The 17509-nt window shown below is 62.3% G+C and carries 19 protein-coding genes; all 19 read left to right on the top strand.

Features of this window, described 5'->3' with window-relative positions:
• The first annotated feature begins 1 nt into the window (after position 1).
• Positions 2-229, top strand: a complete 228-nt coding sequence (gene gpW, locus BLR92_RS12625; RefSeq protein WP_089729096.1) for a gpW family head-tail joining protein — start codon at positions 2-4, stop codon at positions 227-229.
• A complete protein-coding gene (locus BLR92_RS12620) occupies positions 229-1734 on the top strand; it encodes a phage portal protein (protein ID WP_089729094.1) in 1506 nt (501 codons plus the stop codon). Before gpW ends, BLR92_RS12620 begins: the two co-directional genes overlap by 1 nt.
• Entirely contained in the window at positions 1731-2852 is a 1122-nt protein-coding gene (locus BLR92_RS12615) for a head maturation protease, ClpP-related (protein ID WP_089729092.1), read from the top strand. Before BLR92_RS12620 ends, BLR92_RS12615 begins: the two co-directional genes overlap by 4 nt.
• A gap of 24 nt (positions 2853-2876) precedes the next feature.
• Positions 2877-3245 carry a head decoration protein gene (locus BLR92_RS12610; RefSeq protein WP_089729089.1) on the top strand — a complete coding sequence of 123 codons (369 nt, stop codon included), beginning with the start codon at positions 2877-2879 and terminating at the stop codon, positions 3243-3245.
• Positions 3246-3309: 64 nt separating this feature from the next.
• Positions 3310-4302, top strand: coding sequence for a major capsid protein (locus tag BLR92_RS12605; protein WP_089729087.1), 993 nt, complete (start codon positions 3310-3312; stop codon positions 4300-4302).
• Positions 4303-4316: 14 nt separating this feature from the next.
• Positions 4317-4616, top strand: a complete 300-nt coding sequence (locus BLR92_RS12600; RefSeq protein ID WP_089729086.1) for a head-tail joining protein — start codon at positions 4317-4319, stop codon at positions 4614-4616.
• A gap of 9 nt (positions 4617-4625) precedes the next feature.
• Positions 4626-5210, top strand: a complete 585-nt coding sequence (locus BLR92_RS12595; protein WP_089729084.1) for a hypothetical protein — start codon at positions 4626-4628, stop codon at positions 5208-5210.
• 3 nt (positions 5211-5213) lie between these two features.
• On the top strand, positions 5214-5618 hold the full coding sequence (locus BLR92_RS12590; protein WP_089729082.1) for a phage tail terminator protein: 405 nt from the start codon (positions 5214-5216) through the stop codon (positions 5616-5618).
• Between the two features lie 25 nt (positions 5619-5643).
• Positions 5644-5820 (top strand): hypothetical protein, encoded by a 177-nt coding sequence (locus BLR92_RS19750; RefSeq protein ID WP_175488808.1) that lies wholly within the window; start codon positions 5644-5646, stop codon positions 5818-5820.
• Positions 5801-6757: a phage tail tube protein gene (locus tag BLR92_RS12585; RefSeq protein ID WP_089729080.1), complete on the top strand. Its 957-nt coding sequence runs from the start codon at positions 5801-5803 to the stop codon at positions 6755-6757. Before BLR92_RS19750 ends, BLR92_RS12585 begins: the two co-directional genes overlap by 20 nt.
• 58 nt (positions 6758-6815) lie before the next feature.
• A complete protein-coding gene (locus tag BLR92_RS12580) occupies positions 6816-7160 on the top strand; it encodes a hypothetical protein (protein ID WP_089729078.1) in 345 nt (114 codons plus the stop codon).
• Positions 7157-7495 (top strand): DUF1799 domain-containing protein, encoded by a 339-nt coding sequence (locus tag BLR92_RS19745; RefSeq protein WP_089729076.1) that lies wholly within the window; start codon positions 7157-7159, stop codon positions 7493-7495. The genes BLR92_RS12580 and BLR92_RS19745 overlap by 4 nt, the downstream gene beginning before the upstream one ends.
• A gap of 165 nt (positions 7496-7660) precedes the next feature.
• Entirely contained in the window at positions 7661-8026 is a 366-nt protein-coding gene (locus BLR92_RS12570; RefSeq protein WP_089729074.1) for a hypothetical protein, read from the top strand.
• A gap of 14 nt (positions 8027-8040) precedes the next feature.
• A complete protein-coding gene (locus BLR92_RS20175; protein WP_353961330.1) occupies positions 8041-8340 on the top strand; it encodes a type II toxin-antitoxin system HicA family toxin in 300 nt (99 codons plus the stop codon).
• An 82-nt stretch (positions 8341-8422) separates the two neighbouring features.
• Positions 8423-9223, top strand: coding sequence for a hypothetical protein (locus tag BLR92_RS12560; protein WP_089729072.1), 801 nt, complete (start codon positions 8423-8425; stop codon positions 9221-9223).
• Positions 9224-9752: 529 nt separating this feature from the next.
• On the top strand, positions 9753-10109 hold the full coding sequence (locus BLR92_RS12550; RefSeq protein WP_089729068.1) for a hypothetical protein: 357 nt from the start codon (positions 9753-9755) through the stop codon (positions 10107-10109).
• 70 nt (positions 10110-10179) lie between these two features.
• Entirely contained in the window at positions 10180-14301 is a 4122-nt protein-coding gene (locus tag BLR92_RS12545; protein ID WP_089729066.1) for a coiled-coil domain-containing protein, read from the top strand.
• Between the two features lie 89 nt (positions 14302-14390).
• Positions 14391-15743 carry a hypothetical protein gene (locus BLR92_RS12540; protein WP_139171598.1) on the top strand — a complete coding sequence of 451 codons (1353 nt, stop codon included), beginning with the start codon at positions 14391-14393 and terminating at the stop codon, positions 15741-15743.
• Position 15744: 1 nt separating this feature from the next.
• A complete protein-coding gene (locus BLR92_RS12535; protein ID WP_089729062.1) occupies positions 15745-17502 on the top strand; it encodes a hypothetical protein in 1758 nt (585 codons plus the stop codon).
• Positions 17503-17509 lie beyond the last annotated feature (7 nt).

The following is a 17509-nucleotide window of genomic DNA, read 5'->3' as shown; positions in this document are numbered from 1 at the left end:
CATGGCCTACACCACTGACGACCTGGCGCAGATTCGCAAGGCCATTCTCGATCTCGCATCTGGCCTGCGCGTGGCTCGTGTCACCAAGGACGGTCGGACGATCGAGTATTCCGGGAGTGCTGACCTGGACAAGCTGCGCGAAGTCGAACGGCAGATCATCTCCTACCTCGATACCGGCAAAGCACGCCGCACCCGCACTCGCTACGTAACCACCTCGAAAGGCCTCTAATGACCGCTGCCACCGTGAAACCGCGTCTGCGAATGACCATGCGCGGCGGCCACCTCGTGCCCGTTCAGGCGCAGTACGAGGGTGGGTCGCACAGCCGGCGTATGGCGGGAAAGGGCAACGTGATCAGCGGCCCCAATGCGCCTATCGCCCGTTCACTACCCACGCTACAGGCGCGCAGCCATAACGCCATTCGCAACAATGCCTACGCGCGCGGTGCGAAAGAGGCGTATGTCTCCAACCTGGTAGGGACTGGCATCAAGCCGCAGTGGGGAGACCCGATCATTCAAGCGCTGTGGGATCGCTGGGTAGAAGAATGCGACGCCGATGGCATCGATGATTTCTACGGCCTGCAGGCCCTGGCGGCTGGCGCGCAATTCGAGGCCGGCGAGGCGCTGGGGCGGTTTCGCTATCGGCGCACATCGGACGGGCTGAGCGTACCGCTACAGGTTCAAGTAATCGAAGCCGAGCATCTCGACCCGGCGTATTCGCGCGCATTCGGTGGCCGGCTGATCAAGATGGGCATCGAGTTTAACGGCATCGGCCAGCGCACCGCCTTTCACCTTTGGCGCTACCACCCGCACGAGAAGCTGACCAGCGAACTCAATACCCGCGTGCCGGTTCCGGCTGACAGCGTAGTGCATATGTTCCGTCGCACGCGCCCGGGCCAGCTGCGCGGCGTGCCCGAACTCACATCGGTCATCGTGCGCCTTTACGAAATCGACGAGATGCAGGACGCCACGCTGGCGCGCCAGAAGCTGGCGCAACTGTTCGGGGCGTTCGTCAAACGCAAGACAGGGCACGACCCCGAGGACGACGGTCCCAATTTCGGCGCGCTTGTTTCCCAGCCCGGCGAGGTCGACCCGCTCTCCGAGTTCACGCCGGGTGGCATTCACTACCTCGAAGACGACGAAGAGATCACCTTCTCGGCTCCGCCGGACATCGGCAGCAACTACACCGAGTGGCTGCGTACCGAGCTGCTCGCCGTGGCGCGTGGCGCAGGCATTACTTACGAACAACTGACCGGCGATCTCAAGGGCGTCAACTACTCCAGCATCCGAGCCGGCCTGCTGGAATTTAGGCGGCGTGCCGAGGCACTGCAAGCCCAGTTGATCGTGCATCAATGGTGCCGGCGCATCGCCGCCAAGTGGCTGGATGTCGCGGTCACCAGCGGCGCGCTACCCATCGCCAACTACTGGGCGAACCGCGACGCGTTGCTGGCCATCGATTGGATCGCCCCGAAATGGGCCTGGGTGGACCCGCTCAAGGAAGTCACCGCCGATCTTCTCGAAGTGCGTGCCGGCTTCAAACCGCGCAGCGAGGCCGCTGGCGAGCGCGGCTGGTCGCTCGAGCAGCTCGATGCCGAAATAGAAAACGGCAATGCCAGCGCCGAACAGCACGGCTTGGTGCTGGATTCCGACCCACGCCACACCGCCAAGAACGGCGCACTGCATAAGGCCCTCGAAGGGCTGGCCAACGACCCCGATAACGAGGAAGACGACTCATGAAATGGTTTACAGCCAAAGCCCTCGCGGAGAACCCGCGCGCCGCTCACATCACCATCGATGGCGAGATCGGTCGCAACTGGTGGTCCGACGATAGCGTTGCGTCCAGTGATTTCATGCGGGAAGTGAAAGCCCTGGGTGAGCTCGATGAAATCACCATCGACATCAACAGCCCTGGTGGCGCGGTAACCGATGGCATCACCATCGCTAATTACCTGCGCAGCCACTCGGCCAATGTCACCGTCAATGTGTTGGGGCAGGCATCGAGCATCGCTTCTGTCATCGCTGCCGCTGGCGATCAGGTCAATATGGGCCTTGGCTCGTGGATGATGGTTCACCAGCCGTGGACAGTCACCTTGGGAAATGCTGACGACCTGCGCGCCCTGGCCGGTGATCTCGACAAGATCACCGACGGCATCATGGTCAACTACTTGGCGCGGGTCGGAGAAGACAAGCGCGAGGAAATGCTGGCGCTGATCAAGGGCGGTGATGGTGACGGCACCATCCTTAACGCCGAGGAAGCCGTGGCGCTGGGGCTGGCCGATACGGTCATGGTCGAAACAAAGGCCGCCGCATCAATGGCCGGTTTGGCCAAAGCCATGGCGCATGGTGCCGAGCAGGCCCGCGCCAAGATCCAGAGTCAGAGCGATCAGGCGCAAGCCATGAACGCCCGCGATGCGCTGGCGCTGGCCTTCGATATTACTCCTGGCGAAGTTGACGAACAGGCCGCCGATCTCGGCGACCGCATCGTTGCGCTGCGTGCCGCTCCCACGCTGGCCAGTCTACGCGAAGCCCACCCCGGGCTCATCGAGCAGATCGAGACACAGGCCAAGGCCACCGTCGAGCTACCTGAGCAGACCCAGGCGGCTGTCACTGCCGAGCGCGACCGCGTTGTGGCCATCGTCAAGGCGTGCCAGACCACCGGGCAGCCGCAGTTGCTCGACAAGCTGATCGGCAACGGCATGACCGAGGCGCAGGCCAGCGAATACATCTACGACGTGGCCGCCGCCAGCGGCAACAAACACGCCATCAATGGCAACCATTCGCCCGAAGGCGGGCATCGTGCGGGCATCGATCACAACGCGATCTATGCCCGGCTCAACCGCAAGACCCCAGCCTAAACCAGCCTACGCGAGGTAAACCACATGGCTAATAAGAAGCACGTCGAACCCCGCCACACCGGCGCGCACATCGTCTCCGAAGCCAACGGCGCGCGCTCACGCGAGCAGGGCATGCTGGCCGCCGGCAACCTACCTGCTGGCGCCGTGCTGGCGCTGAATGCCGGTGGCGATTACGTGGCGCTCGCGCCTGCAGCCACCGATGGCACCGAAATAGCCAAGGCCGTGCTATACGCCGCGGCCGATGCCACTGATGCCCCAGTGCCGATCGTGGTGCATGTGCGTGCGTGTGAGGTCCACGGCGAGGCATTGACCTGGCCCACTGGCGCGACCGAAGCACAAATCACCGCTGGCACCAACGACCTGGTTGGTCTCGGCGTCATCGTCCGCGACTGATCCCTTATCGGCCGCGTCCGCGGCGCGTCAAACCCTTCGAATCCATTTACGAGAGAGGCCAGTCATGGGTCCTTTTGATTCTGATATTTTCACCCTGGCGTCGCTGACCGCGGCGATCAACGAGGTTCAGTACGTCCCCAACCAGATCGGTGCCATGGGTCTGTTCGAGGCCGAAGGCATCAGCACCACCAATGTGCTGATCGAGAAGGATGGCGACACCCTCGGCCTGGTCGAGAGCAAGCCTCGCGGCGCGCCCGGTTCCGTGGTTGGCGGCGACAAACGCACCGCCGTGAGCTTTCAGACCGCTCACCTGCCGACCACCGCGACCGTGCTGGCAGATGAGGTACAGAACGTTCGCGCCTTTGGCACCGAAGACAGCGAGCAAGCGGTGCAGACCGTGGTCAATCGCCGCTTGGCCAAGATGGCTCAGCGCATCGACATGACCCACGAGTATCACCGCCTGGGCGCATTGCAAGGCAAGGTCCTCGACTCCAATGGAACTACGGTGCTGTACGACCTGTTCCAGTCGTTCGGCATGACCCAGACGACTGTCGAGATGAAGCTCGGCACTGCAACGACCGATGTGCAGGGTGTCACCCTCGACATCCACGAAGGCATTGAGGATGCACTGGGCGGCCTGTCCTATACGGGTGTCACGGCTATCTGCGGCAAAAGCTTCTGGCGCAAGTTCATCACCCATTCGAAAGTGAAGGAAGCCTACCAGCGCTGGGAGGCGGGCGCTCGCCTGCGGGCCGATCCGCGTGAGGCCTTCCTATTCGGCGGAATCTACTGGGAGCGCTACCGCGGCGGCGGCCAGGTCAAGGTCGCCGACACCGGGGCCTACGCCGTTCCGTCTGGCGTGCTCGACCTGTTCATCTCCCGGTTCGCGCCGGGCGACTATATGGACACCGTGAACACGCTGGGCCTGCCGTTCTACTCCAGTTCCAGGATGCTGGACCACAACAAGGGCGTGGAGCTCGAGGCGCAGTCAAACCCTGCGCACCTATGCACGCGGCCCAAGGTCATCATCAAGCTGCTGGAGAACACCGCCTCCTGAGGCGGTGAGCTGCGATGAGGTTCTCCGACCACCTTGACCGCCTCGACGGGGCGGTCATGACCCATCTCGGCGATGGGCCATGCACCTATCAAGGTGCCGGGCTCGTCGCCTCTGGCATCGAGCACATCCTCGAGCGCGATTTCGAGGCGCAGGACGATGATCAGGTCGCTATGCGGGTCACCACTATCAGCGTGCGCGTGAGCGATGTGACCACGTCCCGACAGGGTGACACGATCGCTACTCCGTCACGCACATGGACGGTTCAGCAGATTCTCGAAGACGACGGCCATATACGGCGGCTCTACGTCACGTAGGGAGGCTCCATGCCCAACCTCAAATACGACATTCGCGAGTTCCAGGCGCTGAAAAAGCAGCTTGGCGAAGATAGCGGCAAGGTCGAGAAAGCGTTGCGCTGGTCGGTCGATGCCACGTCGCGAAAGGCGGCGACGTATATCTCGAAGGATGTGCGCGGCACCTACGCGATCAAGGCGCGCGACATCAAGCGGCAACTCAAGATAACGCGCGTTCGCCGTGACGCCACGCGGGCGCTGCTCTACACCGGCGGGGCGATACCGCTCGAGCGGTTCGCCCCCAAGACGAAGGTGGTGCGGATTACCGCCACCAGTCGCAAGGGCAAACAGTTCAAGACGCGGCGACGGGGCGTCACGGTGCGCGTCCGCAAGGACAAGGGCCGGCAACTGGTCAAGGGTGGCTGGTATGCCAAGGACCACATCCTGCGTCGCTCCGACAAGAGCGATAACAAGAGCCAGCCGCGCATTCAATATGGCCCGTCGATACCCGGCATGGTCGCGCACCCCAGCGTGATCGAAGGCGCTCAGGATCTGGTGCGCAAGGACTTGCCGCAGCAGTTCAATGATCGCCTCGACTACCTGCTTACCAAGGAATGACCCATGGCCTACGACGTTATCGATGCGGTGATCGATCGCGTGCGCACGCAATGCCCGATATTCGCCACAGTCGACGAGGCGTGGTTCGCCGCACCCATCGATGACCTGGGCGCCGAGACGCCGGCGGCGTTGATCTATCTCGCCGAGGACGGCGTGGCGGGGGAGGCGGAAACCCTGCGCCCGGTGCAGGCCGTCACGCTGACCTATGGGCTGTGGATACTCTGCCCACATGCCCAGTTTCGCCAGGCGCGCAGCGAGGTGCGAGCGGCGTTGTTCGGTCACGCCATCGACGAGATACATAACCCGCTTGAGTACCGCGGCGGCCAGACCACCGATATTCGCGGCGAATTCATCTGGTGGCGCGAATTCTGGACCACCGATACCTGGCTGCACGACGGCCCTGTATAAGCTGCAACCCTCCCAGGAGAACCCCATGCCCAATTCAGGTGGCCGCTACGAAATACGCGGCAGCAAGCGCGTGCGTGTCGAACACACCCAGCCCGCGCCGGAAATCAAGCCCTCGGCCAAGGCAACTGCCGACGCCACCGCCGCTAAGCCGGCTAAATCCAAACCCGTAAAGGAGAGCGACAATGGCGATCAAATGGCGTAAGCGCCTGGCGGTGGTCAAGCTGGAAACAGCCTATGGTGTGCCGAGTGCCGATATGACTGGCGCCACCATCCTCGAGGTCGTGATGCTGGATGGCGGCGCGCCGTATGCCGGCAACACCGTTGAACGCGAGCGCATGCGCAACGGCCTGGGCGGGTTCGAGCAGGTCAATACCGGCCCGAACGTGACGCGCACCATTCGTGTGCCGTTCGCGGGTTCCGGTGCCGCGGGGGATGTCCCATCGTATAGCCCACTGCTGCGCGCCTGTGGCATGAGCGAGACAATCGACATTACTACGCCTGGCGAAGAGTCCGTGACCTATCAGCCGGTGAGCGATAACTATGAATCGCTGGAAATCTGGTGGATCGAGGATGGCCAGATGCAGCATATCAGCGGCGCGCGCGGCACCTTTACGCTCTCCGCCGATGCGGCTGCGTTGCCCTACCTGGAGTTCAACTTCACCGGCCTGTACAAACGCCCTGAAATCGAAGGCGACGCCAGCGTGGCAACACGTGGCGTCCAGGCAAAGGAAGTGCCGATCAACAAGCAGAACACCATTGCCGCGATCGATACGCATAACGCCTGCATGAGCTCGCTGTCGCTGGATGTCGGAAATACCGTGGAGTACCGCAACCTGGTCAACTGCGAATCGGTGCATATCACCGACCGCCGTGTGACAGGCTCCACCAACATCGAAGCGCCTGACCTCGCCACCAAGGACTATTTCGCGGCGGTGGAATCCCACGCCGGCCAGACCTTGGTGCCGGTAACCCTGACTCATGGGCAGACCGCCGGCAATATCATCGAGCTCAAGGGGCAGAACGTGCAGCTTGCCACGATTTCGCCAACCGATAACCAGGGCCTGATGCATTACGGTATCGATCTGCGATTCCTGCCCAACGACAGTGACGACGACGATTTCACACTGACGTTCAAGTAATCACTCGGGCCGCCTGATGGCGGCCTTTTGTTTCTCTATCGATTCTGAAGGACTTCTTATGTCATTCGTTCTCAAGGCTATTGCCGATGTCACCGTCGACGTTTCCATCCATGTGCCAGGCGAGAAGAAGCCCAGCACCATCCAGGCTCGCTGGACGCTGCATGATTGGGATGCGTTTCAAGACCGGGTACGGCAGATGCAGGAAGGCGAGATCACCGACGAGCAACTGGTAGGCGAAGATCTGCAACACCTGGATGGCATCGCCGATGAGAAGGGTGAGCCGTTGCCGTATAGCTCCGATCTGCGCGACCAGCTCATGCAGATGGGGTATGTGCGTCGGCCGCTGATGGCGAGCTGGTTTGAAGCGCAGAACGGCCGAGCCAAGGCCGCCGCAAAAAACTGAGCGACATCGGCCGGTGGTGGGCGGGCGCCGGTCGAGTCGAGGATCAGACCGATGACGATGCCAAGCGCCTCGGGCTCGATCAGTCGGAACAGCCCGCCAAGCAAGACAGCGCCTGCGAAGTGTGGCCCGAGCACTGGCAAGCGCTGAACGTGTTTCTCGCCTGCCGCACGCAGTGGCGCGTGATCGCCGGCATGGGCGGCGTGCAGTATCAGGGGCTCGATTACACGGCGCTGGAATCGATCATGCGAATGAAGGGTGTCGACGACACCAGCGCGGTGCTCGAGCAGGTGCAGCACATGGAGACTGGGGCGTTGGAAGGGTTGAATGCGCGATAGCTGAAATGATATGAACGGATTAGAAGAAAACTGTCTAAAAGTTCAGTGGCGCTACCAGTAAGCTTTGTTTACCCTTCGTGTACCCAATCTGTTGCATGTATTGCATTAGCTATTACAGTTTTTCATGCCTGCGCCGATAAAAGGGTAACTGGAAGGAGTAAGATCATGTCCTCGAAAAAACCAAATCAGCTAGTGCTGCGGTGCCTGCTCGAGCAAGATGGCGACCTCTATCTCGCCTACTGCATCGATCTGTGCTTGGGCGTCCAAGGTGACAGCCCCGAGGAAGTTCGCGATAGCTTGCATGCGATGATCGATGACTATCTGTGCGATGCCCGCCAAGCATACGTGCAGGGTGACCGGGATGAGTTCAACTACATGATGAACCGCCGCGCACCGCTCTCGATTCGCCTTCGCTACCATGCCGCAGCAGTGCCTGGGCTTGCCTGGGTCATCAAAGCCTATCGGCAGTTCCGCCATAAAATGCAGCCCAAGCCTTACTACGAGCCCAGGGACTTCAATTTCGCCTGTTGACGCAAGGAGTTCTGGTGGGGCGCCGTAGGGAAAAACCAATTGATTGTCCTGAGTTGAAGAAGATCCTTAACCGCCTTGGCTTTCACGGCCAGCCAGGTAAGGGCGCTCATGAAAAGTGGGTGCATCCCTGCCTAAAGGGGCGTAAGCGGCATGTGATCGTCTCATGCCACAACGCTCCCTTTCATCGAAAGATATTGTACTTGATGATTGAGCAGATGGGGCTGACGCGAGAGGAGTTCGCGCAGTGCCGTGAATCTCTCAGCTACGCAGAAGAGTTCGGAAGGTTGCACGACTGTCAGGCTGACACCACTTGATGCCTGACTAGCTAGCCAGTAGAAGCACGGTCTCGAATCCGTTAGACTGGCTCACCCATATTTGAGCGGCTTGGAGGCTGCCATGCCGCAGGCAAAAACTGTAACCGACGCTCTTCAGGAAGCCATGAACTTGTCTGAGGAGTTGGAGAGGCGTCGTCCTAGCATATCGCCTTTCGATGTACGGCGCCTCGAGCGCATGGCTAATCCGAAAGGCGGCAATCGCTTGGCGTTCCTGGTGAAAGAAGTGCTAGTCGGAGAAATCACGAGAGACTTTAACCGTGCCTATGATGCGGTAGAGCATATCGTCGCCGAGCCTACCGACCCTTGGGTATTTCCGCCTATAGCTTCGCTTGCGATGCTCTGTTTCAACCCGACTCTCTCGCTGACAGTGGTCAGGAAGGCCTTGCCTATGCACATATCCAATGCAGTGGATCTGGAACGCTTGATGCAAGGAGCGTGGTTTTCCGGCGATCTAGGCCTGTGCCATGAGATTGATCAGAAGCTACGAGCCGCGAAGGGAGAGATGGCCCAAGACTATCGCATCGAGGAAATGGTTGGAATTCTCGATGAGGCTGGGGTTTCCATGGAAGAGTACCGCGACTATGTCGCTGGCTTTCACCTTGTCTTGCGTAAGCATTACTCTGGGCAGGCTCATAACCGAATCAGCCTTGGGTTTGATGCGCTCCGGCATGAAGACGGGCAGAGGTCTATAGTCTTCCAAGTATTCTCCGATCTGGATGATGAGGCACTGGATCGTCTGGATGACGATTTGATGGAACGCCAAAGCGATCCCTCGGCTGTCAAAGATAATCTGGCAAGCGTGGTCAGTTATCTCGTCAGGGACATGCCGCGGGAGACCCCAGTTCAAGAGGGGGCGGGTTAATGCCAGAGCGTTTGCTGTCCGTAGCTCGTCTCATCGATTGCATCGATTGCACACAGGATCCTGAGCTTACCCAGCCGGTGATGCGTAGCGCCATCAACCGCGCTTACTATGCGGCCTTTCTTGTTGCCCGTGATTTCTGCGAAGAGCGTGGATTCAATGGATCTGGGGCTTCGCATGAGCGCGTTGCCAACGCGTTGAAGCGACAGCCAGCTTGGCGAACGCAAGGGAGCCGGCTGCAGCAGATCAAGGACCAACGCCACCTGGCCGACTATGAGTGGGGCGGGACTTTCACGGCTAAGGATGTCAAAAACGTTCTGAAGCAGAGTCGATCTGTGATAGCCGCTCTCACGAGCACCTAGCCCGCGCCTCCTGACCAGCAAAGTACAGAGTAGAGCCTAACCCCGCCCCGGCGGGGTTTTTCATGGCCGACATGTAAGCGACCTTCTGAAAGATGAAGCGCGCTGGAAGAGTGGTCCTCTCATGGAGCAAACGGTAAAGTCTTTCTGGGTACGCAACCAGAGTAACAACAATGGCGAATATAAAAATTCATGCCGGCGATTTCGCCAAACAGGGGGCAACCTTCTCCTTTGGCAGCTTCTCCTTTTTGGAGCCAGATAGGATCTGGAAGACGGTCACTTATAGCGCCAGAAAGGATATAGACGACATCGATATAGCCAGTGAAGAGAACGTCAAGAGAATTGGTGGCACCGTTGGCTGGGGAGCTGCTGGAGCTATCGTCCTTGGGCCGGTTGGCTTGCTCGCAGGCTTGCTGGCAGGAGGAAGAAAGAAAGATGTGATCTTCGCGGTTAGGTTCAAGGATGGTCGCAAGGCACTGTGTACCGTGGATAGTAAGACATTCACTAAAATCCAGGCCGCAACCTTCTAGTATTTGTTTGTAACAACCTACGAAAGCCCGCCTCGGCGGGTTTTTTTACGTCCGTTATTTGAGGTATGCCATGGCTCGCCAGTATAAGACCGGCTTTATTATCACTGGCGATGCCAGCGGTGGCATCAAAGCAATCAAGGCCACGGAGAGCGAACTGGCGCAGCTCAATAAAGGCTTTGATCGTGCTGGCAACAAGGCACAGCAGTTCGCCAAAAGGACGAACGATACTGGCCGCGAACTGGAGTTTCTGCGCAATACCGCCGTTGGCGTAGGCGCTGCACTGGCTGGCGCGTTCGCCATAGGCAACCTGCGCGGCCAAGCGCAGATGATCGCGCAGACCAACGCGCTGGCCAACTCCCTGCAAATGAGCACGTCGCAGCTGCAGGCCTGGACTTATGCTGGCCAGCAGGTGGGCATTCAGGGCGATAAGATCGGCGACATCTTCAAGGATGTGTCGGACAAGCTCGGCGACTTCGTAACGACCGGCGGTGGCGAGGCAGCGGATCTGTTCGAGACGCTTAACCTGAACGTTCGCGAGATGCGTCGCCTCTCGCCCGATCAGCAGTTGCTGAAGATCGGCGAGGCGTTATCTCAGATCGGCGACGCCAACCAGCGGGTTTTCTTCCTGGAGTCGATTGCCGACGATGCCAGCCGGCTGATGCCGCTGCTCGAAGACAACGCCCGGCTACTGCGCGAATACACCGCTGAGGCGCGCTCGCTCGGCGTGGCCATGGATGAGGTCGATATTCAGGCTGCGGTCGATGCCGAGCGCTCGATGTTGCAGCTGGGCGCGGCAGTCGAGGGGGTGAGCAATCAACTGCTCGCCGATCTCGGCCCCGGCTTGGCATTGACGACTCAGCAGGTGACCGATTTCATTCAGGAAGCCGGCGGCGCCGAAGAAGTCCTGCAAGGCGTCATGTCGGTGGCAGGAGCACTGGCCACCGTCTACTTGGCGCGCCGCCTCGGCCCTGGCCTGCTGAGTGTTGGCAAAACCGGTTTTGCTGCTGGCACGCAGATCGCTCAGGGCATGGCGATAGCTGTCGGTGCCTCTGGCCGCCTCAATCAGGCGCTGGTCGTCACCCAGGGCCGCATTGCCGCCACGGCGGCGGCTGGGCGCGCACTGTCTGGCGCCATGACTTTGCTGGGTGGCCCCGCTGGTGTGGCCATTCTGGCGGCGGGCGCGATTTATACCTTCCGCGAAGAGCTGGGCCTGACCACGCCCGCTCTCGAAGCGTCGAGCGAGGCGGTGGCCACGCTGACCGGCCGCCTCGACAACATGAATCAGGCGGCGGCCGAGCTGCAACTGACGACCCTGATCGGCAAGCTGGCCGAGCTCAAGGCCCAGGCCGAGGTAACCGGTGAGGCGTATCTCGATGTTGGGCGCGACGAACCGATCAATGGCGGCGGTTTTCTGGGTGTCGATGTTAGCGGCCAGGTAGAGCAGTTCCGCGAGATCAGCGAGGCAACGAGCGATTCGCGCCAGGAGTTTGTCAATGTCGAGGCGGCGATCGGTCTGGTCGAGTCACGCCTGCAGGAATTGAAAGCGCAGGGTGAGCGCACGGTGCCCACCCTGAGCAACCTTGGCTCGGCCGCAGAGGAGGCCGAAAAGGCCGCGAAAAAGCAAGCCCAGGCCCTCGAGCAGCTGCGCCGCGAGATCGACCCGTTGCGCGCCGAGCATGCCGAATATACCGAGCGTGTGGGCGTGCTCAATCAGGCACTGATCGAAGGCACCATCGCCGAGCGTGAATACGGCGAGGCGGTGCGCTGGAGCGCCCAACAGTATGTCGACGCTGCCACCGGCGCCGAGGAGTACGAGAAGCGCCTCGAGTCGCTAATCGACAAATTCGATGCTCAGCACCTCAAGGCCGAGCAGCTCGAGCAGTCGCTAGCCGCGATCAACGCCGCCTATCGCGCCGGTGACATCGACGGCGAGCAGTATCAGCGCATGGTCGCCAATGTGCATGAGCAGATGCGCGACCTGGCGCTCGAGTCGGATCCGCTGGCGCAGGAAATGGCGCGCGCCTGGACCGAGGCCGCCGATCGTATCGACGAGACGTTCGCCGATGCGTTCGCCGGGGTGTTCGATTCGTTCGACGATTTCGCCGCTCAGCTGATGGACGGCTTCAAGCGGCTGCTCGCCGAGCTGGCCTACCAGGCCACGCTCAAGCCCATCGTCGTGCAGTTGACGGGGCAGATGCAGGGTGTGCTTGGCATCGGCGGCCAGGGCGGTGGTCTGGTCGGTGGTGGCGGGGGCGGCTTCGGCTCGATGCTCAGCACCGGCCGGCAACTCTACAACGGCGTAACCAAGGGCTTCGGCAACATCGCCTGGACCGGCGCGAGCAATGCCGGCGGTCTCTACAGCAACGTGGCCACCGGCAGTCTGTACGACAGCATCGCCACGGGTGGCGTGCAGTCGGGTGGCCTGTGGGGCGGCTCGACCTCGAATTTCACCGGCATGAACGGACTGGCCTCTGCGGGCGCCGGCTTCGTCGGCAGCTATGCGGGTAACGCCGTCGGCGAATCGCTCTTCGACAAGCAAGCCAACTCAAGCTGGGGGCGCACTGCCGGCACCGTGATCGGCACCTATTTCGGCGGGCCGATTGGCGCGGGCATTGGTTCGTTCATCGGCGGCCTGGTCGACACCGCCTTCGGCAGCGGCCGGGAATACGGCTTCCGCTTCCTGCAGGATGCCGACAACCCGCATAAGACGGGCGCCAATTACGGCTACGACACCAGCGTGGGCGACGGCACGCCGTGGTATTCCTCCGGCAACTACGCCAATGGCGATCTCGGGCGGGGGCGCACCACGGCGTTTGGCTCCTACGGCTTTCTGAGCAAGGAAGTCGTCGAGCCCAAGGACATGATCGCGTTCCTCGACTCGCTGGAGCAGATCGACAACACCCTCGCCGCGGTGATGGATGACGACCAGGTGGCGCGCATCAAGTCGACGCTGGACGGGTATTACTACAAGGGCGACAGCATGCGCGATGTCATGCGCGCTCGCCTTAACGTCATCATCGATCAGAGCAATTCCGCGTTCGAGAGTGCCATCGAGTCGATGGGTGGCGGTATCGAGGCGCAGGTCCAGGCGCTGGCCACCGGGCTGCAGATCGAGGACGTCGGTGCCGAGATAGCCCGCGCCGTCGCCGCCGACATGAACCGCGAGTTTCGCCGGGCGCTGCGCGGCGGGGGCGACATCGAGGCCGTGGCGCAACGGTTGCTGGTCTCGGCGCAGGCGGTGCAGTTGCTGGGCGACAGTGTCGAGCGCCTGCATTTGCGCTTCGACGAGACATCCGCCGGCGCGCTGGCCGCCGCCGGCGACCTGCAGGCGCTGGTCGGCGGGGTGCAGAGCCTCGCGGGTTTGCAGTCGCAGTATTACCAGGCGATGTTCAGCGATGCCGAGCGGCTGGCCAACCTCGAGGCGGATCTCGCCGAGCAGTTCGACGCGATGGGCATGGACCTGCCGACGACGACCGATGCGTTCCGCGACCTGGTCGAGATGCAGAACCTGATGACCGAGGCGGGCCGCGAGCAGTACGCGGCGCTGCTGGCGCTGGTGCCGGCGATGGATCAGTACCTGAACGCCATGGAAGGCCAGCAGGCGCAGTACGAGCAGTTGAGCAACTTCCTCGATGACCTGTTGCTGTCCAACCAGTCGACCCTCGACCCGTCGGAGCGATTGCAGGAATCGCAGGCCCAGTACGCGCAGCTGCAGGTGCTGGCCGAGGCGGGCGATGCGGACGCCATCAATCAGCTGGCGAGCGCGGCGCAGGCCTACCTGGAGGAAGCGACCGTCTACTACGGCCAGGGCTCGGCGCAGTACGCGAGCATCTTCGATGACATCGTCGAGTTCGCGCAGGGCCTGCTGGCGCCGCACGGCTCGCATGCCGCCGGGCTGGCCTCGGTGCCGTTCGATGGCTACCGGGCCGAACTGCACGCCGGCGAGACGGTGCTGCCGGCGCCGATCGCCCAGCTGTATCGCGAGAGTGCGCCGGGCAATCGGGACAACGCCGAGCTGCTCGCCGAGCTGCGCGCGTTGCGCGATGAGTCCCGCCAGTTGCGCGGCGAGGTGGCCCAGCTACGCAGCGAGCGGGGCCGCGATGCCGAGCGTGCCGCCGGGCAGCGCAGCGAGCAGATCCGCGAGGCGCAGAAGATCAACCGCAACACCAAAACATCGATGGCGACCGTATGACCGATGCCGAGTATCAGGCCTGGCTGGCGGACCTGACCGCGCCCCGGATTGTGCTTTGCGAGCTCGACTATGCGGGCGGGACCGAGCATGTGGCCTCGCATCCGTATGTTTCGGGGCCGACTGATGTGCCGGCGCACCAGGTGTACGACGACCTGCTCGCCGAGGCGATCGACATCGAGACGCGCATCGACGGGCTGATCCGCTTCGGCGAGATCTCGCTGGTCGATGACGGTTCGCTGTGGCGCTGGGTGTCGCGAGCGTGGAACGGCCATGCGGTTCGACTCTACCTTGGGGGCCCCGATTGGCCGCTGGCTGATTTCCGGTTACATGCGCGCGGCACCAATGCCGGCGTCATCGAATCGCGGCGCGGGGTGCTGGCGTTCGGGGTGACCGATCAGTCGGCCCAGCTCGACGAGCCCATCGACACCGGCTCGCTGCCGAACGGTGCCGGCGCGGTACCGCTGGCGCTGGGTTCGGTCTACAACGCGCCGGCGTATCGCTCGTCGACGACCGCGCTCGAGTACACCGCCTCCTACCTGCCGGTGACCGCGCTGACGCCCAAGGACTCGGGCAATCCGGTACCGCACACGGATAACCTGGCAAACGGCCGCTTCACGCTGGCCAACGCGACTCAGGCGAGCCTGACCGTCGACATCGAGGAGCAGCACAACACCCCGGCGCTGATCGCTCAGTGGGTCGCCGACCAGTACGGGATCGCAATCGGCGAGCTCAGCCTGCCGGCGTACCGCGTGGGGCTCTACTACAACGCGACCGTCACCGGCCGGCAGATTCTCGACGAGCTTTGCCGGGGGCTGGGTGCCTACTGGTATCTGAATGCGCTGGGCGAGCTGGTGGTGCGTCAGCACACCATTCCCGGCGCTGCCGAGGTTGTGGTGTCGATCGATGACATCGAGTGGGGTCAGATTTCCCTGGCCGAGACGGAGCAGCCCTGGCGCTCGCTGACACTGCGCTGGGGGCGCAACCATGCGCCGTTGGATAGCGTTGCCGGGGTGATCGAGGACAACGACGCCACGGCGGCGTCGCGGCTCAAACGCGAATGGTCCGAATCGACGACGAGCCAGGGCGTCGACGCGCACCCCCAGGCCGAGGACGCGACGCGCGATAGCTGCATTCAGCGCGAGGCGGATGCGGTGCTCGAGCGCGATCGCCTGATCACCCTGCGCCCCGTGCGCGCCGATGTGTGGGAGATCGATGTCTTCCTCTCCACGATCCGCACCGGGCAGGCCATCGAGGTCGAGCATGCCGCCGTCGAGCGCATGATCGGCCGGGTCATCGGCGTCAACCGTTCGCCGACTCGCGGCACGACGACGCTGCGGGTGTGGTTCCCCGTGCCGTGGCCGCCCGGCGATCTCGGTGCCGCCGTCGATGCGCTCGACATTGCCGTCAACGAAACCCTTCCCGCCCTATTTGCAGAGGCTTGAGATGCCGACAATCCCGCAGGAAATTGCCGAGTCGACACAACAACTGGTCGAGAACACCGGTATCGTCGATCAGTTCGTGCATGGTCCGGCGACCATTTTCATTCCGGTGCGCGGGGGCGCGTTGCGCCCACTGCTCTACTGGCAGGGCACGTTCCAGGACAAAGTCGTCGAACTGGCCGGCCCCTACGTGCAACAGGCCGTCGATGCCGCCGAGGCGGCCAGCCTGGACGCCCAGGCCACTGCCGCCGATCGCCTCGCTACCGGTGAGGACGCGACCGCTACCGCCGCCGATCGGGTGGCTACCGGCGAGGATCGCACGGCGACCACCGCCGCTGCCCAGGCGACCGCCGCCGATCGGATTGCCACCGGCGAAGATGCGACCGCCACTGCCGCCGACCGGGTGGCTACCGGTCAGGATCGCACCGCGACCGCACTGGATGCCCAGGCGACCGCCGCCGATCGCCTGGCTACCGGTGAGGACGCGACCGCTACTGCCGCCGACCGGGTGGCCACCGGTCAGGACCGCACGGCAACGACGGCCGATGCCCAGGCGACTGCCGCCGATCGCCTTGCCACCAGCGAGGATGCCACCGCTACCGCCGCCGATCGGATTGCCACCGGCGAGGACCGTACGGCAGCTGGACAGGCCGCGACAACGGCAACGACGCAGGCCGACCGGGCGTTCGATGAAGCCGAGAGGGCCGAGGGATTCGCGGCGGGCCTGAGTCTGCCGAGCGCGGCGGGTAACGGCGGGCTGATCCTTCGGCAGAAGGTCGATGAGTCGGGGCTTGAGTACCGCGAAGGGCCTGCCAATCCCAACCTGATCATCGACGGCAACTTCGATTTCTGGTTCGAGGGCAACAGTCACAGCACCTTGGGCTATGGCTCGGCGACCATGTGGTACTCCCACTGGATCGACGCTACGCAAACCATCAGCCGCCAGGCGTTCGCGCTGGGGCAAACCGACGTGCCGGGCAACCCGCGCTATTTCTGTCGCAGCGAGGTGGCATCCGAGGGAACTGCGCTCACTCGCGCCCAACTTACCCAACACGTCGAGGGCGTGGCGACCCTGGCCGGGCAGACCGCGACGCTGAGTTTCTGGGCCCGGTGCGACAGGATCTCCGATGTTGCCATCGAGTTCGAACAGGTTTTCGGTTCGGGCGGGACGCCCAGTGCGATCGTGAACGGCATCGGCTCGACGCGGGTTACGTTGGGTACGGCTTGGCAGCGCTATGTCGTCACGGTGCAGATTCCCGGTGTCGCCGGGAAAACCCTGGGTTCAAGTAACGATGATTTCCTGGACATTAAGTTTTGGTTATCCGGGGGCAGCGATGCGAATGCGCAGACCGATGGGCTGGGGCCGCAGTCCGGTGTCTTCGACATCGCCCACGTCAAACTCGAGGAAGGCGAGATCGCCACTGAGGCCGGTTGGCGGAGTTACGCAGATGAGCTGGCGTTGGTGAGCCGATACTACGGGTTTGGGCGTCGCCAGAACATCGGTGCCACCGTATACGGTAGTGCTTATTTCGCGTCACCAATGTTTGATTTTGTTGTCAGTATGCGAACACCGCCCACTATGACGCTTTCTAATATGGAAGGAAATCAATACGCCTCCACCTCAGTAGTTGCCGCCACTGAGGTTAACTCACGTGTCGCAGCATATGAGAATGGGTTCGGATTCATAGCCAAATTGCCGGGAATCCCTGACAACAGCGCCGGGGTTATATCGTTTGATTTCATCGCAGATGCCCGCCTTTAAGGATCCA

Origin of the sequence: Modicisalibacter muralis, from assembly GCF_900102945.1 — a bacterium.
Lineage (GTDB): Bacteria > Pseudomonadota > Gammaproteobacteria > Pseudomonadales > Halomonadaceae > Modicisalibacter > Modicisalibacter muralis.
The sequence above is the reverse complement of the archived record's forward strand: the minus strand, read 5'-3'. Positions and strand labels throughout refer to the sequence as shown.